Raw genomic sequence first — 25,413 nt, 5'->3', positions numbered from 1 at the left:
TATTTTCGCAAGGCTGAAAAACAATGACAAAAAAACGCCGTTCACAGCACTGGTATGGCAAGCTGGACAAGGATGGATTCATCCACCGGTCGTGGATGAAGAACCAAGGCTTTCCCGATCATGCCTTTGATGGGCGGCCTATCATCGGCATCTGTAACACATGGTCCGAACTGACCCCGTGCAACTCAGGTCTGCGCGATCTGGCCGAAGGCGTAAAACGCGGCGTATGGGAAGCCGGTGGTTTTCCGGTCGAGTTTCCGGTGATGTCGCTTGGCGAGACCCAGATGAAGCCGACGGCCATGCTGTTCCGCAACCTGCTGGCGATGGATGTCGAGGAATCGATCCGCGCCTATGGCATCGACGGCGTTGTCCTGCTGGGCGGATGTGACAAGACCACACCCGGTCAGTTGATGGGCGCGGCGTCTGTAGATCTCCCCTCCATCGTTGTCAGCTCCGGACCGATGCTGAATGGTAAGTATCGCGGGCAGGACATTGGATCCGGTACAGATGTCTGGAAATTCTCCGAGGCCGTACGCGCCGGAGAAATGACCCTGAAAGACTTCATGAACGCCGAATCCGGTATGTCGCGCAGCGCCGGGGTCTGCATGACCATGGGTACTGCCTCAACCATGGCGTCGCTGGTCGAGGCAATGGGCATGAGCCTACCCACCAACGCCGCACTGCCCGCCGTTGACGCCCGTCGAATGGCGCTGGCACATCTGACCGGCAAGCGGATAGTCGAGATGGTGGACGAAGATCTGAAGCCATCCGACATCCTGACCAAAGAGGCGTTTGAAAACGCCATTCTGGCCAATGCCGCTGTTGGTGGCTCAACAAATGCGGTTGTGCACCTGCTTGCTTTGGCCGGTCGTGTTGGTATTGATCTGACCCTGAAAGACTTCGAACTCGGGTCCGAAATTCCCTTGTTGGTCAATTGCATGCCTTCGGGCAAGTATCTTATGGAAGATTTCTGCTATGCTGGCGGTGTGCCGGTGGTTCTGTCAGAACTCAAACCCTTTCTACGCCCAGCCAGGACGGTTCTGAATAAAGATATTTCTGCCCATTACGAAGGCGCGGAATGCTTTAACCGCGATGTGATCCAAACCTTTGATGATCCGGTGAAACCCGCCGCGGGCTTGCGTGTTCTGCGTGGCAATCTGGCGCCAAATGGAGCAATTGTGAAACCTTCGGCCGCAACGGATGAACTGCTCGAAACCGAGGCCGAGGCCTATGTTTTTGAAAGCATCGAAGACCTGAAAACCAACATTGACCGCGACGACCTGCCGGTCACACCCGAGACTATTCTGGTTCTCAAAGGCTGCGGCCCCAAGGGCTATCCGGGCATGCCCGAGGTCGGCAATATGCCGATCCCCGCCAAGCTGGTGAAGGAGGGTGTACGCGACATGATCCGCATCTCGGATGCGCGCATGTCCGGCACCGCATTCGGTACCGTGATCCTGCATGTCAGCCCCGAAGCGCAGGCCGGAGGTCCTTTGGCGCTGGTCAAAACCGGCGACCGCATTCGCGTTTCTGCCAGCAAAGGCGAGTTAGAGTTGCTTGTAGATGAAAAAGAGCTGGACGCCCGACGGGCCTCATGGCAACCGGACGCGCCGCATTACACACGCGGCTATGCGAAACTGTATGTAGATCACGTCCTACAAGCCGATCAGGGCGCGGACCTTGATTTCCTTGTCGGCAAAGATACCCGTCTCGTGACGAGAGAGAGCCACTAATGGATCAATCAACCACATTCCACGACCTCAATGGTGCATCCGTATACATCACCGGGGGCGGATCCGGTGTTGGTGCCGCGTTGACGGATGGGTTCCTTGCGCAGGGTGCAAACGTCGCCTTTATTGGTCGCTCGGATGCGACTGCCTTTGTGGATGAAATGCGCGACAAGCACGGCCGTGCGCCCTTGTTCATGCAGGGCGACATGACGGATACCGAGTTGTTACACGCAACGATGACCAAGGCTTCCGAGGCACATGGGCCGCTGAGTGTTTTGGTGAACAACGCCGCAAATGACAAACGTCATTCGCTCGACGAAACCACGCCTGAGTTTTGGGACTGGATGATCGAGGTCAATCTCAAGGCCTACTACTTCGCTTGCCAGGAGGCCGCACGTCAGATGCAGGACAAGGGCGGATCGATCATCAATTTCAGCTCGATCAGTTATATGATGGGCAATTCCGGCTATCCTATCTACACGACCTCGAACGCCGGGATCACCGGCATGACCCGATCGTTGGCGCGGGAATTGGGTCCACACAAAATCCGCGTGAATGCCTTGGCACCCGGATGGGTGTTGACGCAGAAACAATTGGATATGTGGGCCACGCCTAAGGATCTGGCGGCACATTTGGATCGTCAATGCTTGAAAGAGCACCTGACGCCCGAGGACATGATAGCCCCGACCTTGTTCTTGGCCTCCGAGGCTAGCCGCGCGATGACAGGTCAATGCATGGCGGTTGACGGCGGCGTGGTAGTGTCTGGATGATGTCATGAACACAGAATGGATCGCCGCCGATTGGGGAACGTCGCACCTACGGGTCTGGGCCATGCAGGGCGAAGCCGTATTGGATCAGGCGAAATCAGACCGCGGTATGGCACGATTGGCCGGAGGGGATTTCCAAACGGCCCTGTTGGACCTCATAGGTGGCTGGTTGGGTTCTGGCCCCGTTGACGTGATGGCATGCGGGATGGTTGGCGCGCGGCAGGGATGGGTCGAAGCACCCTACTCTGCCGTTCCTTCGACCCCGGTTCCAACAGTCCCCATCCGCGTTCCCAATACGGACTCGCGCATTCGTGCGTTTGTTGTGCCCGGCCTCAAACAGAACAACCCGCCCGATGTCATGCGTGGTGAAGAAACCCAGATTGCGGGTTTTTTGGCCACGCGGCCGAACTGGGATGGCGTTCTCTGCCTGCCGGGAACGCATACCAAATGGGTGCAGATCAGCGCTGGAGAAGTCATAAGTTTCCGCACCTTCATGACAGGTGAATTGTTCGAACTGTTGCGCGGTCAGTCCGTCCTGAAGCATTCGGTCGCAGACGGCTGGGACGAGGACGCTTTTGCAGATGCAGTTGCGAACACCTTATCCAAGCCCGAACAACTGGCTGCCCGGTTATTTGGCTTACGCGCCGCCGATCTGTTGCAGGGTCAGGACGCAGGCGTCGCACGCGCAAAGCTGTCTGGCCTGTTGATCGGTGCGGAGCTGGCCGCCACCCGACCCTATTGGCTGGGACAGCAACTGGCCACAATTGGCGCGGACGAGGTGTCACACATCTATGCGAAGGCCCTGCAACAACAAGGCGCTGTTGTCGAAACCGCGAACGCCACACAAACCACTCTGGCAGGCCTCTCACTGGCCCGGAACCTGACGAGGCAAACCGCATGAGCCGTCCTATCATCGCCATCCTGCGCGGATTGCAACCATCCGAAGCCGAAGCTGTTGGACGCGCCGTGATTGACGCCGGAATCGACCGGATCGAAGTACCCTTGAACTCACCCGACCCGCTGACAAGTATTGGTTTGCTGGCAGAGGCGTTTGGAGATCGTTCACTGATCGGCGCGGGCACTGTGCTGATACCCGAACAGGTCGAGGCCGTTTCGAGTGTTGGCGGCAAGCTGATCGTCTCACCAAACTATGATGCGGATGTGATCGGCCGTACCGTCGCGCTGAACATGCAAAGTTGGCCGGGTATCTACACACCCACCGAAGCGCTTGCCGCGCTGAAAGCTGGTGCCACAGGATTGAAACTGTTCCCTGGTGTTATGGCTGGCCCTTCGGGCTTGGCGGCGCTGCGCCCGGTATTGCCGACTGGTGCGCTTGTGTTTGCCGTGGGTGGCGCCGGACCAGAGAACTTTGGTCAATGGATCAAGGCTGGTGCCGATGGCTTTGGTATTGGATCCGCGCTTTATAAACCAGGCATGCAGGTCGCTGAGATCGCAGACCGGGCTGCAAAGATTGTAGCGGCCTATGATGAGGCCGCAAAATGAGCACGGTCTTTGACGACCGCCCCTGTCAGTTGGGCGAAGGGCCGCTATGGCACCCCGAAAGGCAGCAGCTGTTCTGGTTCGACATTGTTGGCAAGCGCCTGATGACCCGCACGAGCGACGAGCAACAAAGCTGGGACTTTCCTGAACATGTCTCAGCCGCAGGTTGGATTGATCGCGACACGCTTCTGGTCGCCTCGGAAACCGGGCTTTGGCAGTTTGAACTGCCAACGGGAAAGAAGGTATCGGTTACCCCGCTTGAGGCTGATAACCCGGTGACCCGGTCCAATGACGGGCGCGCTGATCCGTGGGGGGGGTTCTGGATTGGAACCATGGGCAAACAGGCAGAACCCGGCGCTGGCTCAATTTATCGGTACTGGCGGGGTGAGTTGCGTCGTCTGGTACCCGATGTGACTATCTCAAATGCAATTTGCTTCGCGCCGGATCGTTCTTGCGCCTATTTCTGTGATACGCGCACCCGGTTAGTCATGCGCTGGGATTTGAACGCGGAAACAGGATGGCCTGACGGGGACAGCACCGTCTTTCTCGACTTACGTGATGAAGGCCTGAATCCCGATGGCGCTGTGATCGACGCACAGGGCAACATCTGGATCGCGCAATGGGGCGTGGGGCGGGTTGCGATCTACAGCCCCGAAGGGTACTTCCTTCGCGCTGTTACCTTTGAAGCATCCCATACTTCGTGCCCGGCATTTGGCGGCGCAGATTTGACAACACTCTTTTGTACGACCGCGCGTGAAGGGCTAAGTGCAAATGAGATTGAAACACAACCTACCAACGGAATGACCTTTGCCCACGAAAATGCAGGGCGGGGTCGGGCAGAACACAGAGTCATCTTATGAAGCCAGAACTTGGCGTTTGCTACTACCCCGAACATTGGCCAGAGGCGATGTGGTCGGAAGATGCCGCACGCATGGTCGAAACCGGCCTGTCATGGGTCCGGATTGGTGAATTCAGCTGGAGCCGGATGGAACCGCGCCCCGGCGATCTGCAATTTGACTGGCTGGACCGCGCCATCGAAACGCTTGGCGCAGCTGGATTGAAGGTTGTGCTGGGCACACCCACGGCGACGCCACCCAGATGGGTTCTGGACAAGCATCCGGATATGTTGGCGGTGGATGAACAGGGGAACGCGCGTAAATTTGGATCGCGACGCCACTATTGCTTTAGCCATCAGGGTTACATCGATGAATGCGCGCGGATTGCGCGGATCATGGGCGAACGCTATGGGCGAAATCCGCATGTTGCCGCCTGGCAGATTGACAACGAATATGGCTGCCACGACACCACCATCAGTTACAGCCCCTCAGCCCTGCAGGCGTTTCAAAGCTGGTTGGCAACTCAATACCAAACCATTGCAGCCCTGAACGAAGCATGGGGCAATGTCTTCTGGTCGATGGAGTACAACAGTTTCGATCAGATTGATCTTCCCAACTTCACTGTGACCGATCCCAACCCGGCACATGTGCTGGCCTTCCGCCGCTTTAGCTCGGATCAGGTGGTGGCGTTTAACAAGGCGCAGGTGGATGTTCTGCGCCCTTTGACAGATGCCCCGCTACTACACAACTACATGGGTCGTACGCTGGAATTCGACCATTTCGAGGTTGGCGCCGATCTGGATATCGCCACATGGGACAGCTATCCGATTGGGTTCCTGTCTGATCGACTGCAGGCAGATGAGGCGCATAAAACAGCGTTTCTACAACAGGGTGACCCGGACATGCAGGCGTTTCACCATGATCTGTACCGCGCTGTCGGGCGTGGCCGTTGGTGGGTGATGGAACAGCAACCCGGGCCGGTTAACTGGGCCCCTTACAACCCTGCGCCCCTGCCTGGGATAGTACGCCTTTGGTCACTTGAAGCGGTTGCGCACGGGGCTGAAGTGGTCAGCTATTTTCGCTGGCGGCAGGCGCCATTTGCACAAGAGCAGATGCATGCGGGACTGTTGGCGCCAGACAACCGCCCTGCCCCAGCGCTGGCCGAAGCACGCCAGACCGCTGATGACTTGGCGAAACTTGGCACCGTCGAGCAGGCACGGGCAAAGGTGGCAATCGTGTTCGACTATGCCTCGGACTGGGCCTGGGCAACCCAACCGCAAGGGGCCGGCTTCGACTATTTCGAACTGGTTCTCTCGACCTACCGAGCGCTGCGGCGCGCTGGGTTCTCAGTGGACTTCCTTTCGACCACGGACATTCCCAAAAGCGGTTACGCCGTGATCTTTGCACCCGGCCTGGCGACGGTGGACCGCGATTTCGAGCAGAGGCTGATGGAAGGCTGCGACCTGGCAATTCTCGGGCCAAGAGCCGGAGCAATAACCCATGACTTTCAAATTCCCGAACCGGGACGCCCCGGCCTGTCGGGGTTGGATTGCCATGTTGATCTGGTAGAAACTCTACCGCCAAATGTAACGCGCCCGGTCGATGGCGGTGGTGCGGCCGAGCACTGGATTGACCGGCTGTCAGGCGATGCCCCAAACCTGCTGTCCTTCGCAGATTCAACCGCCGCACTGAAAGGCACGGATGGTATCTGGTATCTGGCGGGGTCCCCGAACGAGGCGCTTTGGGATCGTATTATTGCCATGGCCGCAAAGGCAACCGAATTGACCGTTAATGCGATGCCAGCGGGTCTGCGTCGACGCGAAACTGCGGACCATGACTTTCTGATCAATTACAATGCGCATCCCGTCGATTGGAACGGGCGCGTGATCCAAGGCTGTGATGTCGCTATCTTACAGCGCAATCTGCCCGGTAAAACCTGAGTTCTTACCGGGCAGACGCAGAAGCTTGAGTAGCTAAAAGCTACTGATCACTTTGCAGGCTGTTGGGGTCAAAGACCCCTCCGAAACCGCCGTTGTTAGAGGGTTCGCTTTCACTATCGGATGCACCGTCGTCGCCATCACCACCCAACGAATTCGGTGCAAACACGTTGCCAAAGCCGCTATTGTTGGATGGTTTCGGAGCAGATTGCGCCTCGCCCTGTTCAGCTTCCTGGGCCTCTTGCTGCTTGCGCCGTTCTTCGCGCTGCTTGCGCAGCTCCTGAATGCGCTGTTCAGCTTCAAGCTGCTTTTGCTCGCGCACATCTGCGATACACTGCGCCGGGTTGTATGCGGTTGCCGTACCAACCACTGTGATCGTCGCCACAGCAAACACAACCAACAGAACTGCGGCCATGTTCCCCGCGAAAAAGCTGGGCAGTCTGATCTTTCCAGCGAGTTCTTCGACCGTAGCCTCTTTGCGCGCCGCGGCGACCAGTTCCTGACGTTTCAACTTGGCTTCGTTCAGCAAGGCAAAGAATACCGTCAATGCCACAATGATGAAAGCCAGCGCTGAAATCGCAGGCGTGATGCCATAGCGAACCTTCTGCGCCAGTTCGATCGTCAGCGTCGGGTATTCCCCAAAGGTGAAGGTGGTGGTGTTGTAGTTCTCAAACGATGCGAGAAATGCCAGCACTGCGGCTGACGCGATGGCAGGGCGCATAAACGGCAGCATGATCTTGCGGAACGCTTGCGCATGGGTCGCGCCAAGGTCCAATGCGGCCTCGGTCAGCGCCATGTCATACCGCTGCAAACGGGCCACCAACACCAGCATGCAATAGCTGGCGATAAAGGTGGACTGGCCAATCACCGTCAGAAAGATGCCGTTTGACAGGAAACTGTCAGCACCCAGCCCGAGCATCCGATTGATCCGATCCCAAAAGACCAGGGTCGAGATACCCAGAACAACACCCGGGATCAGGATCGGCGCGATGATGATTGTGTAGTACGTGGCACGCAGCTTCGGCCATATCTGCGTCAGCATCAGAGCCCCGGCCAGGCCCATCGCGACGGACAGAACCACCGTACCAGCCCCAATAATCAGCGAGTTCTTGATGCCGTTCAAAATACGCTGATCCTGAAACAACTCTCCGAACCACTGGAAGGTCAGACATTCCCAGGGGCTCATCCTTGGGAAGCCCGAAGAGTTGAAGGCCGTGACCGACATGATGACCAGCGGGCCCAGCAGGTAGGCGAAGAAGATCGCCAGATAGACCCATATGCTTATACGGAGGAAGGAATTATTCATTTCCCGATATCCCCCATGTTCACCTTGAACAGGCGCATGACGGCCAGCACGAACAGGATACAGGTCACCAGCAGCACGATGGCGTAGGCGGCGCCTTGTGGCCAATCATTGTTGTCGTTGAACTGTTGATAGATCAGTTGTGTGAACCACAGACTTGAGGGCCCGCCCAGAATTTGGGGGGCAGCAAGCGCACCCGCGCTGAGCATGAAGACCATCGTACAGCCCGAACTGATGCCCGGTTTGGCATAAGGAATGACCACGCGCCAATGGATCCGCCACCATGGTGCACCCAAATCCCGTGCGGCTTCGATCTGGTTTCTATCCAGACTTTCAATCACGTTATACATCGGGAAAATCATCAGCAGGATGTAGGCATAGCCCAACCCCGCATATAGCGCGATGTCGTTGCGGATGAAATCAAACGGCACATCCCAGACCCCAAGCCCCACAAACAGCGTGTTGAGAACACCCGTTTCGCCAAAGATGATCCGCAAGGCAAAGGCACGCAGGATCTCGTTGATCCAATACGGGATGATCAGCATGATCGCAAAAATGCGGATATGGCTGCCTTCGGTCTGACCAAGATAATAGGCGATCGGATAACAGATGATCAGGTTGAAGATCGTGACGCAGACCGCAGCAACCAATGTACGGAAAAACACTCGAAGATCGACGGTGTTGTAGTCCTGACTACCGCCTTCAGGGCCAAAGACCAGATACTTGTAGTTTTCGAGCGTATAGACGTCCTTCGGCCCGCCAATCTCAGGGGGCGGCAAGTTTGGGCGGAAAGAAAAGTCGAGCATCGACAGCTGTGGCAGGATGATCAGGCCAATCGTCCAGAACAGGACGAAACCCAGGATCGCCGCCCCCATACCAATGCCGTTGCGGTTGAAAAACTCCTTTAGGAAGCCGGGCATATCTTTGGCCTCCCTATTCTGCTGCCAGCTCACCCGCAGGAACGGCCACCGCATTGCGGGTTTCGTATTCCAGCGTGATGTTCTGACCGGTGTGATCTTCAAAGGATTGACCGTGGTTCGGGATCGAGACCTTGATCTCTTTGCCGCCTTCACCTTCGGTGAAAATATTGAAGGCGTTGCCTTCGAATTCTTCATGGTTGACGCGGGCGGTGACGAAATGGTCGCCGGCTGCTCCGGTCGGCGCGATTGTGAACGCCTCGGGGCGGATAAACATCATGGCGGCGTCGCCTTCGCTCATCTTGCCCTGATTGGCGGTGGACACCCGAGCCACCAAATCGCCAGAGCGGTTGGTCGAAATCAGGACCTCGTTGTCCATGACCTTTTTGACCTTACCTCGGAAGACGTTGTTTTCGCCCACAAATGAAGCCGCAAATGCAGTGTTGGGGTCGTTGTATATCGTTTTTCCGTCGGCGATCTGGTCGATCACCCCCGCCCGCATGACCGCAATACTGTCGGACATGGTCAGGGCCTCACCCTGATCGTGCGTGATGTAAATGAACGTAATGCCGACCCGCTGTTGGATTTCGCGCAGTTCGGTCCGCATATGCTGACGCAGCTTCAGATCCAGTGCCGACAGCGGCTCATCCAGCAGCAAAACATCAGGTTCGGCGCAAAGCGCACGCGCAATTGCGACCCGCTGACGTTGACCGCCTGACAATTCGCTGGGCAACTTGTCACCCTGCCCCGGCAGCGCAATCATATCCAACAACTCATCCGCACGTTTTCGACGTTGCGCGGCGCTGGCCCCGTTGATTTCCATCGAGAAGGTAATGTTTTCCCAGATTTTCATCAGCGGGAACAAAGCAAGGTTCTGGAAGATCAGCGCTGTCGGACGTTTGTTTGGTCCAATCCCTTTCATGTTCTTGCCGCCGATCAGGACGTTGCCCTCACTGGGATCAAGAAAGCCGGACACTGCGCGCAGGATCGTTGTCTTACCGCAGCCCGAAGGACCAAGGAACGAAAAGAACTCGCCACCGTTTACGTTCACATTTGCATCGCGCACAGCGACAAAGTCACCGAAACGGATCCAAAGGTTTTCCAGATCTACGCCGACCCCTGCACTCATTTTGGCATCCCCCTGAGGCACGGTTCTAGGCCGCACCATAACATTTGCCGTCACGCCTGGGCGGCGTGCGGGTGAATTGCCCCTCGCGCCATGGCGAGGGGCTTAGGTTCTAAGCGATCAGGCGCTTTTGAACTTGTTGACGAACTCGGTCCGGGTTTCAGCGTACCAAGGCGCCTCGGCGGGCCATGGGTTCAGGTTCGCCAGCGAGTCGCCCGGATAGGCTTCGGCAAAGTTCTTCTTGTAGGTATCGCCGGAATACTGATCGGCACCCAGAACAGGTGAGTTGTAGCCGTGGCTGTCGATCGCGACACCGGCCGGTTTGGCCTGATAGGCAAAGTCGATAAAGGCATAGACCTGATCGATATTGGTCGCGCCGGTGGGCATCGAAATACCGTCAACCCAAGCCATCGCACCTTCGACCGGGGCCTGATAGTGCACCGGCTCACCAGCAGATTTCAGAGCCAGCGGTGGGCCATCCCATGTCTGGCCGACAATCACGCCCTCGTTCAGCAAGCCGTTTTTCTGTGTGTCAGCATCATTCCAGATCAACTTGATCCGGTTTTTGCGCTCAACACACCAGTCAGTGATCTGACCCCAGACCTTACGCATGGTGTCTTCGTCACCGTAGGCCGCCCAGACAGAACCAGGCTCCATCTCGCCCGCGCTTTCCATGTACAGACCCGCGCCCAGCATCATCGAATGCGCGCGACCCATGGTTTTTCCTGCGTTCGCTTCGGCCCAAACGTCGCCATAAGACGGCGCGTCGCCTTCCGGCAGCCACAGGTCGGTGCGGTATGCGATGCCTTCGGTTCCCCAGATATGCGGCAACCAATGTGCGCCGCTATCGCCAAAGTTCCAAGCATCCGTACCGATTTTGGCCATCGCCGGGTTCACCAGATCGATCGGAACCTTGTTCATGTCGAATGGCTGGAGCAGCTCCAACGGCCCCCACTGAAGCGAGCGGTTGTTGGTGGGCGAGACAATGTCAAAGCCCTGGCCCTTGGTGGCCTTCATCTTGTTGATGATTTCTTCGTTCGAACCGATACCGGTGTAGTTCACCTTGATTCCGGTCAGGGTTTCAAACTCTTGGATGAACGCGGGCGGAAGATAATCCGACCACATCAAGATGTTGATTTCACCCGACGATGCCAAAGCGCTCTTGCTGTAGAGCGGTGCTGCCAAGGCGGCGGCACCTGCACTTTTTAGGACAGATCGTCTGGAAAGTGTTTTTCTGTCAGCCATTTGTTTTCTCCCGATATTGGACTGAAGTTTTTTGTTATGTTTTGATTGTAGGACTTTCTGCACGAGTTCGTCAGCCCGAAAGTGACAGATTGTAGAATTCTTAGGTCCAGTTTTTGTTTTGCGTTTATTTTGCAGCGGTTTGATCCGGCCTTACATCTTCTTTCCAGACCGTTACATCCCGGGGCATAACAGGGTCTGATCCAACCAATATCTTGCGCCCGCCATTGCTCGGAAGGAGCAGGGCACTTGTCCCAAAATTGAAGGCGAAACCTAAGCCACCACGCCGCGTAATACGCAGATCGGGCCCATGGTCCGCAGGGCTGATACCCGCCCATTCCAATGCGTTTCGTAGCACCTGTCGCAACAGGTCCTGCCCCGGCACCATGGCCAGATACGTTGCCTTTTTGGAACGGATCACAGCAGGGCTGCCATCGCAATAATCACTGATGAAACGGCCGATTACGTCCTGATCCGTGTCTACAACTTCGCGCCAGCCTGTGAACCCAAGTGGCGTGTTCCCCAAAAAAAGCACAGTTTCATTCGCCAGTTCGGGCAGTGATTCGACCCGTAACACGCGAACTCCGGTCAGATCCGCTAACGTGCCCGGTGCCAGATTGGGAGGCGTGTGCATGTCGGATGTCATACTGCCGGATCGCGCACCAATCAGAAGTTTCGCCTGCGTCGCAGTCAAACGAGAAGCGAGTTGCTGCGTGACAATCATGCTTTGAGGTAGAACGATCAGAGCATACCCGCTCAAGTCATCCTCGGGACCAACAAAATCCAGATCGACACCCATCTCGCGCAGCGCCGCATACCAGTCACGAACGATCTGAGCATTTGGAAAACTGTCATCATGCGGCAGGACGTCCGCCGCCCAGATAGAAGCATAGTCCAGCAGCATTGCGACTGCCGCTTTGCCCCGCTTGGTCGGCGGCAAAGCAGCCCGGTCTAGCACAATCTGCTTCAGTTCTGTGGCCGCCTGATCCGGGCTATCGTCTGAGCGGAACAATGCGGTGTGAAATTGCTCTTGCGCAGATTTTGCCTGCCGCCAGCGGAAGAACATCACCGCCTCTGCGCCATGCGCATAGGCCGCCCAGGTCCAAAGCCGCACCATACCTTCTGCCGGTGATGGGTTTTTCTCGGCCCAATCCACCGGCCCCGGCTGCTGTTCCAGAACCCACATACGCCCGCGCCCTTGTGACCGATAAAGATCACAGTGAAACCCCTGATAATCCGGTGCGCCTGTTCGCAGATAGCGGTGTTTTTTCTGATCACTCAACCCAGAGCCCAGCAGATTTCCCAACGGGTAGCTATCAAACCCCACAACATCCAGATCGGTGGCGACATCATGGTGATCAAACTCGAAACTGCCCGCCATGAAGTTATGAGTGATATCGCGACCCGGCGAGTGGTCACGCAGGATATCAGCCTGCGCTTTACTGAACAGTCGGACCCGGTCCGAAGAATATCGCCTGAAATCGAGCGATTGGGTCGGGTTCGGCGACGCAACCAATCCATTGGGCAACTCAATTTGATCGAAGCCTGAATAGCTCGAGCCCCAGAACACTGTTCCCCACGTCTCGTTCAGAACATCGATCGAGCGGTAGCGATCAGCCAGCCAGCGGCGAAAACCCTGCCTTGCCACATCGGAATAACTGAGCACCGTTTCGTGATCGTTGTATTCGTTGTCGATCTGCCAAGCTTTCACATATGGGTTTTGACCGTAGCGACGGGCATATTCAGTAGCTATCCGGCACGCCTCGGCCAGATAGACGTCACTTGAAAAACAATAATGCCGGCGAGAGCCAAACCCCCGCACCTGCCCGTCCGGACCAACGGGCAGAATTTCGGGATGTTCATCGACCAGCCATTTGGGCGGCGCGGCCGTTGGGGTCGACATCATGACCCGCAGACCAGCCTCACCCAGGATCCCGATCACCTTATCCAGCCATCCCCATTCAAAACGCCCGCGTTCAGGTTCGATCAGACCCCAGGTGAATTCGGCAATCCGTACCCAATCCAGACCCATGTCCACCATCCGCGCAGCGTCGTCCCTCCACCGCGATGGGTCCCATTGTTCGGGGTAGTAGCAAACCCCCAGCTCAAGCTTGCTCATCGGTCGTCCTTTGCCGCGCGCCGTTCGATCCATTTCAGAAAGCTGGCACAGGCGAGTGTGATCACGACATACAAGATCGCCGCGGTATTGAAGGGCGCGAAAGGCAGAAAGCTAGCGGCCTGAAATTCGCGCATTCGTTGGGTCATGTCGCGCACCGACAGGATGGACAACAGCGAGGTGTCTTTGATCATCGCAATGAATTCATTGCCCAAGGGTGGCGTAACAATCCGCAGCGCTTGCGGCAGCACAATCAGACGCGCAGTTTGCCAGCGGGATAGACCCAGCGAACTGCCCGCCTCAAGCTGGCCTTTTGGGATGGCCTCGATACCGGATCGAAAGATCTCGGCCATATAAGCCGAATAGCCCACGGAGATGGCGATGATCCCACGGGTCATGTTGGTCATGTCGATGCCGCCACCGGTCGCATCCTTGACCGCACCCGCCAGCGGCAAACCGATATAGAGGATAATCACCAGCATCGGAATGCCGCGTATCGTGTCCACGAAAAACTCGGCCCCAACGGCCAAGGGGTGCAATTTGTGCTGAGCACCCCCGATGGTCAAAGTGAGCAGGAGAAATCCAAAGACAGCAAATGCTAAAGCAGGATTGCGATACTTGTCCGGCAGAAAGCTTGTTTGCCACAGAACCGGATACCCCTGGGTATTGGCTTCGACCGGGACAAAGGCACCCGACACGCTGTCAACGGTCTCGATCTGTTCTAGAGCGCTTGCCGCATCGGTCGCGCTGCGGATTTTGTATTGTCGTTCACCGCCGCCGTCGAATTCGCCGAAGCGGATCAAATCCGCTTGCGCTTGCGGAGTGCCCCGCACAATGGCAATACGCGCTTCAGTGCTGCCGACCAGCGCGTAGTTAACCTGAGGCTGCATGAAAAAAAACGCTGAGATCGCCAACAAAGCCAGACTAATCGAGCCATAAGTGACTGTCGTCCGCGCCTTAGGCTTGAAGGATTGTAGCCCGACCCAGATCAGACCAAGGATGGCCGCAAAGATGTAGGCGAAAATCGCCGCGCGGAATGTGATTGCGACGCCAGTGGCAAATTGCCAATGGGCCATGAACATTAAATAGAATAAAAGCCCGCCGGTCAAAACTTCGAACCCTAGCCGTATGTATCCGCGAAACGGGACCATCAGGCGCGCTGAAACCAGACAAAGTGCAATGACCACTGCATACGCCGCCAATAGAATCTGCAAACCGGTTTGCACCTGTGCGACCACGTCAGGCAACAGAACCCAGGTCTGATTGGACCGATCAATCAAGGTTGACGTGTTCTCGCTGAGTGAATGGAAAAACACTGACTCAGCAAAGGGCATCAGCACCTGCGGTTGGACAAAACCCAATATCGACAATGCGACCGCTGCAGGAAATGCGGCCAGCGCAGACAGGCGTAACCAAGCAGGCGCATGTGTTTGAAACCGCGCGTACCGGGCACAGAGATAGCCCAGGATAGCGGCTGCCAGAATCAACAAGAAACCGATAAAGATAGGCCCAGCGTTGTTGCCGATACCGAGTATGGCAATCAGAGACCGCAAATATTTGGACGACGTGGCAAACAGGTAAATGATGAACGGGGCAGCAGCGAGCAACACAAGGTTGCTCGGGCGGATCGAGCTTAGGCGCGACATGGGGATCTCCGCTGGGACAAGACCCCGGCAGTATCTACCGCCGAGGCCAGTAAGTGCATCAAAGGATCAGTTGGTGCCCCAGTATTTGGCTTTCAGCGCATCCAGAGTGCCGTCTTCCTGGATCGCCGCCAGGCCAGCGTTGATAGCATCAACGGTCGCGTCACCTTCCTGAAAAACGATGCCAAGCGGATCGGATTGAAGGCCAGTGATCCCGACCGTCAACTCCCCTGCGAATTCCTGTTCATAGGCAGCGGCGGACGTACCATCGATGATCACACCCTGTACGTCCGCGTTCTGAAGCGCCAGAATGGCCGCCGAGAAGTTGTCGTACAGGCTTACGTTCTCGCGACCGACCACTTCCTCTGCCAGCTGCGCGTTGGTGGTGCCAGTTTGGGCAGCCAGCTTTTGGCCACCAGCTTTGAAGTCATCCAGCGTCATGTCGCCGTTATCGACCTGCAGTAGGATCGCCTGGCTGACGATGATATAGGGTTCCGAGAAATCCATGGTCTCTTCGCGTTCCGACGTGATCGACACGCCCGAGATCACCAGATCAAACTCGCCCTGCTGAAGGGCTGCAAATATCCCATCCCAGGCGGTGTTTACGAAGTTCGGAACGCAATTCACCTTCTCGCAGATGGCGTTCATCACATCCACGTCGAAGCCCACGATCTCTCCAGTGGTTTCATCGACAGTTTCCATCGGGGGATAAGTCGCATCTGTGCCAATCTTCAGCACGCGCCCTTCCAGATCGGCGGCATATGCCACGGGAGCCGTCATCGCGGCCAGTGTTGCGGCGGCTAGCAGTTTCTTGAACATATTCGGTTTCTCCTTTGTTGGATCAGTTGGCTCGCGCCATTTGCGGCGCAGGCGTGTCAGGTTGACGCTCGATAAAGGTGGCCCTGATCTTTTTCTGGGTCTCGGACGGATCCGCCCCGTCCAAGGATTTCAACATAAACTCTCCCAGCAAACGACTGGTTTCGACAATCGGCAGGTAGTACGTGCTGGGCGGAGGCACAAAATACTGACTGAGGTGCAGGTCGTCAGTCGAGATAACAACGACATCACGCCCGACCTGAACACCTGTTTCAGCTGCAGCTGAAAGCACGCCCAATGTCATTGCTTCGTTTGCACAAATGATGGCACTTGCACGGTTTGGTGCCTGCATCAGCGCTTGAAAAGCCTGTCGCCCGAAAAGCGCAGTGGTCGGGCCATTGCAGATCAATTCAGAATCAAAGCTGACGCCACCTACGGCCAGCGCATCTAAATAGCCTTTCTCTCGTTGCGCTGCATAAATCAGATCGCCCGGCGGGTTGATCAGTGCAATACGACGGTGCCCCAGATCGATCAGTCGTGTGGTGGCATCATATGCCGCTGCCTGACTGTCAAAATCCACAAAGGGATGGGGTTTGGGGCTATCGCTCATCCCGTAAGTAACAAAGGGGAAACCATGCTTCTGCAGATACGCGATCCGAGGATCGTTTCGCCGGGTGCCTGAAAAAATGACACCATCCGCCAACCCTTCGTGAACAATGCTCTGTAGGGTCACAATCGCGCTTTCTATATCCGACACAGAAAACACGCTTAGCTGGTATCGTGACCCTTGCAGTGCGATGGAGATCCCGGATAGAATTCGGGTAAACTCCACGCCTTCCCATTCTTCGGACGCATCCATCGAAACGCCAACCAGAACAGCGATGTGATAAGATTTATTGGTGCGGAGCTTCAACCCGTCCAGATTAACCCGGTATCCAAGTTCGTTAGCGACTTTCTGTATTTTCTCACGAGTCTCTCGCCTGACGGATTTGGCCCCGCGCAGCGCGCTGGAAACGGTACCAACAGAATAACCCGTACGGGCGGCAATCGATTTGATTGTCGCCCGCGCCATCAAGCGGCTCTAACCAATTGAGATTCCAGAAACCACTTGCCTGTTTCCAGCGTTCGCCGGTGATCGGGTGTTTCGTCATGTTCCACGAATAAATCGGAACAATTTGTCTCGTCCAACGCCGCCAGAACCTCGGCCCATTCCACCACACCATCGCCTAGGTCACGCCATCGTTCATCACCCACACGAGTCGGATCAACATCCTTGGCGTGGACCGACAAAATAAGGTCGGAATAGCATTGAATGAAACTGACAGGGTCGAACCCGGCCGCCACAAGCCAGCCTATGTCGGGCTGCAAATAAATGTTTCCCTGCGCCAAAATCAGATCCAATGGAGAATGGCCGGGGCACCCGACCAGATCGAAATCGTGATTGTGGTAGGCCAACTTGACGTCGTGAACCGCCAACTGATCCGCCCATTCGGACAACTGGCCGGACACCGCGCTCCATCCTTCGACGGTGCTGGGCCGCGCCTCAGGCGCAAGCCAGGGCATTACGGCAACCTCGCAATTCAGAAGGTTCATTACCTCGATGATATCGTCGAAACGGTCTTCTAATTCTTCCCAATCAAAATGCGCGGAACGGACGCGAAGACCAGACTTTTGGACAATGTCAGCCATATGAGGTGGCGACAAACGATGCAGTCCCGTGGTTTCGACATCGGTAAACCCGGCATCGGCTACCATTTTCAACTGCTGCGCAAGATCACCGCATTGCCGAACTGTATAAAGCTGCGCTGAAACTCGCATTATTCACCATTGAAACGTTTCAAATATGGTGAAACACCAAGGGCGGCGCTGTCAAGCACCACGTGAAATCTGCGAATTCCTACTTCCGCATCGACAAGCCATCGTGAAACAGATGGACTTTTTCTGGCGCAGCCGTGACCGAAACAGTCTGCCCGCGCAGGTCCCTTTGCACCCCTGGCAACTTGGCGATGACAGATTCTGCACCTTCGGTTTTGTCGAAATACAACAAGGTGACCTCTCCCAGGGCTTCGGTAAAATCTACCATCCCAGAAAGAATCGCACTGTTGTCTGTCATAACGAGATCTTCGGGCCGGACACCGATATTGACATGTTTGCCTTGATCATTCGCCTCAGTCGGGACCGCGGAAACCGCAACCCCACCGCTCTCCAGCGCCACCGTTGTCAATTGCCCTGTCTCAGTGATCTGACCCGGCAACAGGTTCATGGAAGGCGACCCGATGAACTGCGCAACAAATTCGTTGTCTGGCGTCTCGTACAGTTCCAACGGCGTACCCACCTGAGCGATGCCCTTGTTGGCGAGCACGACAATGCGGCTGGCCAGCGTCATCGCCTCGACCTGATCGTGGGTCACGTAGATCATGGTGCTGTCAGGCATTGCTTCCTTCAGGCGCGCAATCTCGATCCGCGTTGCCACGCGCAAGGCTGCGTCGAGGTTTGATAGCGGCTCGTCAAAAAGATAAACTTTCGGGTCCCTCACGATAGCGCGTCCGATGGCAACGCGTTGCCGCTGTCCGCCCGACAGTGCTTTGGGCAGGCGATCCAGAAACGGTTCAAGTTGCAAAATGCGGGCGGCGCGATCAACGCCTGCATCAATTTCGGACGTAGGCATGTTGGCTATCTTCAGTGCAAACGCCATGTTTTCCCGGACGGTCATGTGCGGGTACAAGGCATAGCTTTGAAACACCATCGCGATGCCCCGCTGTGCGGGCGGGACATCGTTCATGACCTGACCTTCGATTTCCAGCGATCCGCCGGTAATCTTTTCCAATCCTGCGATCATCCGCAACAATGTGGACTTGCCACAGCCGGATGGTCCCACAAAGACGATCAATTCGCCCTGATCAATATCGAGGTTGATGTGTTTCAGAACATCGACCGGGCCATAGGACTTGGCGACATCTGTGAGTTTGAGTTCAGACATTCTTTACCCCTTATCCCTGACCATCAGGCAAAACTGCGATGCATTCAGCATCACGTTGCTGGCGCCCTCGACGGAACCCAAATCCCGGCCTATGGCGCGCCATTTGCCATCGGGCAGCTCCACGTTTGTTAGATCACCGCCCAGGTTGAATGCGCAAAAGATCTGCTCGAATGCGTCCTCGCGCAAGAAGGTTAGAACAGGCCCGTTCTGGGCCATTTCCTTCTGCGCTCCGGACGCCAACGCAGAATGCGCGTGGCGCAGTGCAATCGCGCGCCGATAGTGGTGCAACATCGAGTGTGGATTTGTTTCCAACCGATCCACCGCATTCTCGGCTTGTACAGCGCTGACTGGCAGCCAGGGCTCTGCGACGCTGAACCCGGATTGCTCGTCTTGCGCAGCCCAAACCATAGGAGTACGACAACCATCGCGGCCTTTATACTCGGGCCAGAATTCTATTCCGTAGGGATCCTGCAGTTTTTCGAAGGGAACGTCTGCTTCGCCCAACCCAAGCTCCTCACCTTGATAGAGGCATGCGGACCCGCGCAGGCACATCATCAAAACTGGGTATTGACGGGTGGCTGCATCATCCAGGTTCCACCGCGAGGCGTGGCGCTGCACATCGTGGTTAGAGAAGGCCCAGCATGGCCATGCATCACCAGCTTTGGCCTCAAGCTGATCAAAAACCTGCTTTGCGTAGCTTGCGGTTAGTGCCCGTTTTTCAAGAAATTCAAAGGCATAGCACATATGCATGCGCTTGTCGCCGGTGGTGTATTCCCCCATGATCTCAAGACCACGCTGTGCGTCCCCGACCTCACCCAGACAGGCCCGGCCTTCGTATTCATCCGTCAATGCGCGCAACCGCTCGAGAAAGGCAATATTCTCAGGTTGGCTCTTTGAGAACAAGTGATCCTGATGGTTGTATGGGTTCACGGCGGGGGCAATCGACGCATTGCGCTGATCCAAAGGCAGCGCTGGATTGTCGCGCAACGACTTGTCGTGAAAATAGAAATTGATGGTATCCAGTCGGAACCCATCCACACCCATATCAAGCCAAAACCGAGCGACATCCAGCAATGCATCCTGCACGTCTGTGCAGTGAAAATTCAAATCAGGCTGCGAGGCCAGAAAGTTGTGAAGGTAATACTGCAGTCTGCGGGAATCCCATTGCCAGGCCGAACCGCCAAAGATGGACAGCCAGTTGTTCGGCGGCGTACCATCTGGTTTGGGATCAGCCCAGACAAACCAGTCAGATTTTGGATTTTCTCGACTGCTGCGGCTTTCGCTAAACCAAGGGTGTTGATCCGACGTGTGTGACAGCACCAGATCGGTCATAACCTTCAAACCCTGCGCGTGCGCCTTGTCCAGAAGATCGCGAAAATCATCAAGGGTTCCGAACATCGGGTCAACATCGCGGTAATCGCTGACATCGTATCCGAAATCCTTCATCGGAGACTTGAAAAAGGGTGAAATCCAGATCGCATCGACGCCCAGTGACGCGATGTAGCCTAGCCTTTCAGTGATGCCTTTCAGGTCTCCAATCCCGTCGCCATTACTGTCCTGAAAGCTGCGCGGATAGATCTGATAGATCACCCCGCCATGCCACCAATCAGAGGACAGTTTGGTCGCTTTGGTTTGACTCAGGTTGTTCTGCACGTTCATCAGACGCCTCTACTTTACAGATCCGGCCAACAGGCCTCGGACCAGGTATTTTTGCATTGCGAAAAAGACCACCAGCGGCACAAAGATCGACACAAAGGCCGCCGTCGCCAGAATTTCCCAATTCCCGCCTCGTGTGCCCAACAGCTCGACAATGCGGTTCGTCATAACTGTGGTCTGGCCCGTCGCATCGATCAGGAACACTTTGGCCACCAGCAGGTCATTCCAAGTCCACAGGAACTGGAAGATCGCGAATGAAGCGAGCGCTGGAAAGCTAAGGGGCAGGATGAGTTTGGTGAAAATCTGAAACTCGGTTGCACCGTCGACGCGGGCGTTTTCGATCAGATCACGCGGCAATCCAGCCATGTAATTGCGTAACAGATAGATCGCCAAGGGCATTCCAAACCCGGTATGGGCAAGCCAGACACCAAGATAGCCTTTGCCAATGCCGATATTCAGGTGGAATTTCAGCAAAGGGATAAGCGCCAGTTGAAGTGGGACGACCAACAATCCGACGACCGCTGCGATCAGCAAGGCCCGACCAGGGAAATCCATCCAGGCAAGCGCATAGGCGGCAAACGCCGCGACGAGGATTGGGATAATCGTCGCCGGGATCGTCACCGTCAGCGTATTGAAGAACGCCTTGCCCATACTGTCCGTACTGCTCTGATCCAGAAGAACCTTTTGGTAGTTATCGAAGGTAAATTCGGGTGGCAGTTCAGCGGTAACGAAAATCCGCGGACCGCGATTGCCCGTGAACTCCTCAGTGTTTTCCATGCGGTATTCACCGTCGGCAGACACGGTGATGGTCCCACCCCGGCGCAGCTCGGCCGTTTGGCCCGGCTCAAAAGCGCCAACATCGCGCGAGCTGATACCCCATTTCGAGATTGTGGCCTGCTGGTCGTCTCCAAACAGCTGGCCTTCAATCAAATAAACCCCGTTTTCCAGCACCTGCGTTTCCGGCGCGGCACTGCGTAGGGTCAGGTTTTGCTCGGACGGAAATAGCGAGCGCCACCAACCACTGGTTGCGATCTGATCCGCTGTTCGGAAGGATGAGATCAACAGCCCCAATGTTGGCACGACCCACAGCACCACCAAAAAGATGACCGAGACGTGGACAACCCACCTGAGCGCCGGTTTGGTTCCTGCAATATCGCTCATGCCCCTACTCCATTTCCTTGCGCGCATTGCGCACGTTCCAGACAAGGATTGGGGCCACCAGCAACATGATCACCATGGCCGAGGCCGAACCCACACCCCAATCGTTGGCCCGGAACAATTTGTCATACATGTAGTTGGCCAGCACCTGCGTCTCCCACTGACCATTGGTCATGGCAAAGACGATGTCGAAAACCTTGAGAACGGTGATCGTGATCGTCGTCCAGACCACCAGAATGGTCGTCTTGATCTGCGGCACCTTGATCTTGAAGAAGATCTGAAACGGGTTGGCGCCATCCAGGATCGCGGCTTCAATCGTTTCCTCAGGGATACCGCGCAATGCCGCCGACAGGATAACCATGGCAAACCCGGTTTGAATCCAGATCAAAACAACCATCAGAAACAAGCTGTTCCAGAACGGTACGGTCAACCACGTCTGCGGGTCGGTTCCACCGAAAAAGATGTAGAGCGCGTTCAAAATCCCAATCTGGTCCTGCTCAGCAGGTCGCGAGTCATAAACCAGTTTCCAGATTACTGATGCTCCGACAAAAGAGATCGCCATCGGCATAAAGATCAGCGATTTTGCAAAATTGCCCCACCTGATCCGGTCGGTCAGCTGCGCCACCAGCAATCCGAATGCTGTCGACATCGCGGGCACCACGATCAGCCACAACATATTGTTGCGCATCGCTTCCCAAAACTTCGGCTCAGCTGCCATTTGAACATAGTTGTCCAGGCCGACCCAGCGATAGCTGCCACCCGGAACACGCTCGGTCAGGGACAAGCGCAATGTCTCGACCACCGGGTAGGCCAGATAGAGGCCAAGGGCCGCCATCGCGGGGAACAGGAACAGCCAGGGGCGGATAATGTTCGCGCGATTGATATTGCGACCTGCGTTAGGACCGTGTGGCGGAAACAAGACTTTGTCTATGAACTGATTGGATAGGTAGAAGTAGCCCACGCAACCCGACACGCCAATGGCGATGGTCAGCAGGCCCTGAAGTGCCGGTGTCATGACGCTCTCATCCGTTTTGAGGTGAAGGGCAGCCCAACGGCTGCCCCCAAACTGCGCTTACTTCGCCGCGTCCCAGGAAGACTGGATTTCGCCGGCTACGGTTGCCGCATCTTTGGCACCCGAGGAGTAGTCGACCATTCCTGTCCAGAACGTACCTGCACCCACGGCGCCCGGCATCAGGTCAGAGCCGTCAAACCGGAACGTCGTCGCGTTGGTCAGGATTTCCCCCTGCCCGCGCTGCGTGTCGTTCGAATAGTTATCTGGATTTGCACCGAGATGTGGTGTCAGGAAACCATCCTGCGCCATCATGATTTCATGCGCGAAGGGGGTTTTCAGGAATTCCATGAACGCCTCGGCCGCTGGATTGGGGTTTGTGACCGTAAACAACGTCCCCGCCCCCAGAACCGGTGTTCCCAGATCCTTTTCGGCAAATGCCGGGAAATAGAAGAAATCGGCATCCGCACCCAATTCCGTCCCTTCTGGGAAGTATGCCGGAATGAACGATGCCTGACGGTGCATCATACATGCCGGCGGGCTGTCGAACAGACCTTTGGGGCTGTCACGGAAGTCGATGGCCGCAGTATCATCCGCATCGCCAACAACGTAATCATCGTTGCGTGTGAAGGTGCCATATTCCTCGATCACAGCGATCACACGCGGATCGTCGAACTTCATCTCATTCGACACCCAATCGTCGTAAACTTCTGGTGGCTGTGTGCGCAGCATCAGGTCCTCGACCCAGTCAGTTGCTGGCCACCCAGTCGCGCCGCCCGAAGCAAGACCAACACACAAAGGCGTTTCGCCGTCCGCAACCATCTGATCCATCAGCGCTTTGAATTCTTCCATCGTTTCGGGCACTTCATACCCAAAATCTTCAAAATTCTCGGGGCTGTACCAGACCAGAGATTTGACGTTCACATTGAAGAAAAACCCATAGAAGCCATCCGCTCCTTCGGCATTTTCAAAAGTACCCAGGTCGACCCAGGATTGGCCGGCAGCAAAATTGTCTTTGATCCAATCAGCCGAACCATCCGCCAGTGGCGTCAGATAACCGTTCCTCGCCATGTTCGCAGCCAGACCAGGCTGTGGAAACACCGTGAGGTTCGGCGCGGAACCGGCAGCAGCATCAATCAGGATCTGCTGCTCCAGTGAGTCCGAGCCGACATAGCTGGAGTTCGAGCCGGTCGCTTCGTCGAAATAGGCCACCAGGTTCTCAAAGGACTTGCCTTCACCCGCCAGCCATGGCCCGAAAATGGTCAGACTTTCGCCGGACAGATCATTTGCCTCGGCAAACGCACTGTATCCATCCCAATCAAAGTTGCCTTCGCCGACGGCATGAAGCAGTTCGCCTTCTGCCTGAGCCGCCCCAGCCATCAAGGCGAGCGTCGCCGCACCTGCGTAAAGCGCGTGTTTCATAAATCTTCCTCCCAACGTTACCCTGCGCTTGATGAGACTCAATATTCAAAGCGCTTTGGATTGGCGATTTTATCCGCTAACATTTTGCTCCTGTCAACAATCTGTTTGAAAAACTCATAACTATTAATAATTCAGGATAAGGTGGCAAAACAGGTTGACGCACGACAGAATTGCTCACAAAACAGAATTGAACCCTATTTGAAGGCGCTTTGAATACTAAGATGAACCTAAAGCAGCTGTCTGAAATTCTTGGCCTCTCGCAGACAACGGTCAGCCGCGCGCTGAACGGGTACCCTGAGGTTAGTGAGGATACCCGGGTGCGGGTTCAGGCTGCAGCGCAAAAACACGGTTATCGCCCAAACAGCCGCGCCAAGGGTTTGGCGACTGGCCGATCCATGGTGATCGGTCATGTGATTCCCAGCTCGTCCAGGCACGAAATGGTTAACCCGATCTTCGGAGATTTTGTCGCCGGCGCCGTAAAAAAATACTCAGAGCATGGGTATGACATGATGTTTACCAATGCCGATGATACGTCGATTGAAGAAGCGTATCGCAGCCTGTTCCAGCGCGGCGCGGTAGACGGCGTTGTTCTGCAGGGCCCAAAGGTAGATGAACCCCGGATCGAGGTTCTGACGCGTATGGCAGTGCCCTTCATTGTCCATGGCCGCTCGACCGGAGTAGTCGGCCAGTATGACTGGATCGATGTGAACAACAAAAGCTCGTTTTTGCGTGCGACCCGGTTCCTGATCGATCTTGGCCATCGCCGGATTGCTCTGATCAACGGGCTTGAAGACATGGATTTTGCACAACGTCGCCGCGATGGGTTTCTCGAAGCTTTGCGTCAGGCCGGATTGTCGCCCAACCCTGAACTGATGCGCAGCGCCGAGATGACAGAGGTTTATGGCCACCATGAAACCCGGGACATGCTTGGGCTGGATAACCCGCCCACGGCTATTTTGTGTTCTTCAATGATTTCAGCCATCGGCGTCCGGAGGGCACTAGATGAAAGTGGGCTGGAAATGGGTAAGGATGTGTCGGTGATCGCCCATGACGATGACCTGTCTTATCTCAAGAATGGACAGGATGTTCCGATCTTTACAGCAACGCGCTCATCCGTGCGCAATGCAGGTGAAATGGCCGCCGAAATGTTGATAGAGCGCATCCAATCTCCGGACGACCCTACGAAAACTAGATTGCTGGAAGCCGAACTGGTAGTTGGCAGATCAACTGGCCCCGCGCCCAACAGGATCTGAAC

At 55.9% G+C, this 25,413-nt stretch carries 21 protein-coding genes; 7 read left to right on the top strand and 14 right to left on the bottom strand.

The genetic code is table 11. The features are described 5' to 3' along the window. Positions 1 to 23 precede the first annotated feature (23 nt). Genes Q1B13_RS12040 through Q1B13_RS12015 form a run of 6 tightly spaced genes read left to right on the top strand, consistent with a single transcriptional unit; the run spans position 24 to position 6,773 of the window. Positions 24 to 1,733, top strand: a complete 1,710-nt coding sequence (locus Q1B13_RS12040) for an IlvD/Edd family dehydratase (protein ID WP_299080255.1) — start codon at positions 24 to 26, stop codon at positions 1,731 to 1,733. Next, entirely contained in the window at positions 1,733 to 2,500 is a 768-nt protein-coding gene (locus tag Q1B13_RS12035; protein ID WP_298935067.1) for an SDR family NAD(P)-dependent oxidoreductase, read from the top strand. The genes Q1B13_RS12040 and Q1B13_RS12035 overlap by 1 nt, the downstream gene beginning before the upstream one ends. 4 nt (positions 2,501 to 2,504) lie before the next feature. Next, positions 2,505 to 3,398 (top strand): 2-dehydro-3-deoxygalactonokinase, encoded by an 894-nt coding sequence (locus tag Q1B13_RS12030; RefSeq protein ID WP_299080258.1) that lies wholly within the window; start codon positions 2,505 to 2,507, stop codon positions 3,396 to 3,398. Continuing rightward, complete coding sequence (locus tag Q1B13_RS12025) at positions 3,395 to 4,000, top strand: 2-dehydro-3-deoxy-6-phosphogalactonate aldolase (protein WP_299080261.1); 606 nt, start codon at positions 3,395 to 3,397, stop codon at positions 3,998 to 4,000. Before Q1B13_RS12030 ends, Q1B13_RS12025 begins: the two co-directional genes overlap by 4 nt. Continuing rightward, a complete protein-coding gene (locus tag Q1B13_RS12020) occupies positions 3,997 to 4,857 on the top strand; it encodes an SMP-30/gluconolactonase/LRE family protein (protein WP_299080263.1) in 861 nt (286 codons plus the stop codon). Before Q1B13_RS12025 ends, Q1B13_RS12020 begins: the two co-directional genes overlap by 4 nt. Further along, entirely contained in the window at positions 4,854 to 6,773 is a 1,920-nt protein-coding gene (locus tag Q1B13_RS12015) for a beta-galactosidase (protein ID WP_299080265.1), read from the top strand. The genes Q1B13_RS12020 and Q1B13_RS12015 overlap by 4 nt, the downstream gene beginning before the upstream one ends. A 40-nt stretch (positions 6,774 to 6,813) precedes the next feature. Here the strand turns inward: Q1B13_RS12015 and Q1B13_RS12010 are convergent, their stop codons facing one another. From Q1B13_RS12010 to Q1B13_RS11945, 14 genes are all read right to left on the bottom strand, one after another. Next, the gene (locus Q1B13_RS12010; protein ID WP_299080268.1) at positions 6,814 to 8,076 is read right to left on the bottom strand and encodes an ABC transporter permease; all 1,263 of its coding nucleotides are present in this window, start codon (positions 8,074 to 8,076) and stop codon (positions 6,814 to 6,816) included. Further along, complete coding sequence (locus tag Q1B13_RS12005) at positions 8,073 to 8,993, bottom strand: ABC transporter permease (RefSeq protein WP_298935075.1); 921 nt, start codon at positions 8,991 to 8,993, stop codon at positions 8,073 to 8,075. Before Q1B13_RS12005 ends, Q1B13_RS12010 begins: the two co-directional genes overlap by 4 nt. A 13-nt stretch (positions 8,994 to 9,006) precedes the next feature. Further along, on the bottom strand, positions 9,007 to 10,119 hold the full coding sequence (locus tag Q1B13_RS12000; protein WP_299080271.1) for an ABC transporter ATP-binding protein: 1,113 nt from the start codon (positions 10,117 to 10,119) through the stop codon (positions 9,007 to 9,009). Between the two features lie 117 nt (positions 10,120 to 10,236). After that, a complete protein-coding gene (locus tag Q1B13_RS11995; protein WP_298935077.1) occupies positions 10,237 to 11,361 on the bottom strand; it encodes an extracellular solute-binding protein in 1,125 nt (374 codons plus the stop codon). Positions 11,362 to 11,485: 124 nt separating this feature from the next. Beyond that, positions 11,486 to 13,477 carry a beta-galactosidase gene (locus Q1B13_RS11990; RefSeq protein WP_299080274.1) on the bottom strand — a complete coding sequence of 664 codons (1,992 nt, stop codon included), beginning with the start codon at positions 13,475 to 13,477 and terminating at the stop codon, positions 11,486 to 11,488. Beyond that, positions 13,474 to 15,120, bottom strand: a complete 1,647-nt coding sequence (locus Q1B13_RS11985; RefSeq protein WP_299080279.1) for an amino acid ABC transporter permease — start codon at positions 15,118 to 15,120, stop codon at positions 13,474 to 13,476. The genes Q1B13_RS11990 and Q1B13_RS11985 overlap by 4 nt, the downstream gene beginning before the upstream one ends. 66 nt (positions 15,121 to 15,186) lie before the next feature. After that, positions 15,187 to 15,936 carry a basic amino acid ABC transporter substrate-binding protein gene (locus tag Q1B13_RS11980; RefSeq protein ID WP_299080282.1) on the bottom strand — a complete coding sequence of 250 codons (750 nt, stop codon included), beginning with the start codon at positions 15,934 to 15,936 and terminating at the stop codon, positions 15,187 to 15,189. Positions 15,937 to 15,958: 22 nt separating this feature from the next. Continuing rightward, positions 15,959 to 17,005 (bottom strand): LacI family transcriptional regulator, encoded by a 1,047-nt coding sequence (locus Q1B13_RS11975; RefSeq protein WP_298935081.1) that lies wholly within the window; start codon positions 17,003 to 17,005, stop codon positions 15,959 to 15,961. Further along, positions 17,005 to 17,751, bottom strand: a complete 747-nt coding sequence (locus Q1B13_RS11970; protein ID WP_299799811.1) for a sugar phosphate isomerase/epimerase — start codon at positions 17,749 to 17,751, stop codon at positions 17,005 to 17,007. The genes Q1B13_RS11975 and Q1B13_RS11970 overlap by 1 nt, the downstream gene beginning before the upstream one ends. A gap of 79 nt (positions 17,752 to 17,830) precedes the next feature. Next, on the bottom strand, positions 17,831 to 18,913 hold the full coding sequence (locus Q1B13_RS11965; RefSeq protein WP_299080290.1) for an ABC transporter ATP-binding protein: 1,083 nt from the start codon (positions 18,911 to 18,913) through the stop codon (positions 17,831 to 17,833). A gap of 3 nt (positions 18,914 to 18,916) precedes the next feature. Continuing rightward, the gene (locus tag Q1B13_RS11960; RefSeq protein ID WP_299080293.1) at positions 18,917 to 20,572 is read right to left on the bottom strand and encodes an alpha-amylase family glycosyl hydrolase; all 1,656 of its coding nucleotides are present in this window, start codon (positions 20,570 to 20,572) and stop codon (positions 18,917 to 18,919) included. 9 nt (positions 20,573 to 20,581) lie between these two features. After that, positions 20,582 to 21,730: a carbohydrate ABC transporter permease gene (locus Q1B13_RS11955; protein WP_299080295.1), complete on the bottom strand. Its 1,149-nt coding sequence runs from the start codon at positions 21,728 to 21,730 to the stop codon at positions 20,582 to 20,584. A 4-nt stretch (positions 21,731 to 21,734) separates the two neighbouring features. After that, entirely contained in the window at positions 21,735 to 22,742 is a 1,008-nt protein-coding gene (locus tag Q1B13_RS11950) for a carbohydrate ABC transporter permease (protein WP_299080298.1), read from the bottom strand. Positions 22,743 to 22,799: 57 nt separating this feature from the next. Beyond that, positions 22,800 to 24,158 (bottom strand): ABC transporter substrate-binding protein, encoded by a 1,359-nt coding sequence (locus Q1B13_RS11945; protein ID WP_299080301.1) that lies wholly within the window; start codon positions 24,156 to 24,158, stop codon positions 22,800 to 22,802. A gap of 221 nt (positions 24,159 to 24,379) precedes the next feature. Here Q1B13_RS11945 and Q1B13_RS11940 point away from each other — a divergent pair, with 221 nt between their 5' ends. Next, the gene (locus Q1B13_RS11940) at positions 24,380 to 25,411 is read left to right on the top strand and encodes a LacI family DNA-binding transcriptional regulator (protein ID WP_299080306.1); all 1,032 of its coding nucleotides are present in this window, start codon (positions 24,380 to 24,382) and stop codon (positions 25,409 to 25,411) included. The last annotated feature ends 2 nt before the right edge of the window (positions 25,412 to 25,413 follow it).

The sequence above is a fragment of the uncultured Ruegeria sp. genome, assembly GCF_947489545.1.
Classification (GTDB): domain Bacteria; phylum Pseudomonadota; class Alphaproteobacteria; order Rhodobacterales; family Rhodobacteraceae; genus Ruegeria.
Note: the sequence above shows the minus strand (reverse complement) of the source record. Positions and strands in the feature narration are given on the sequence as shown.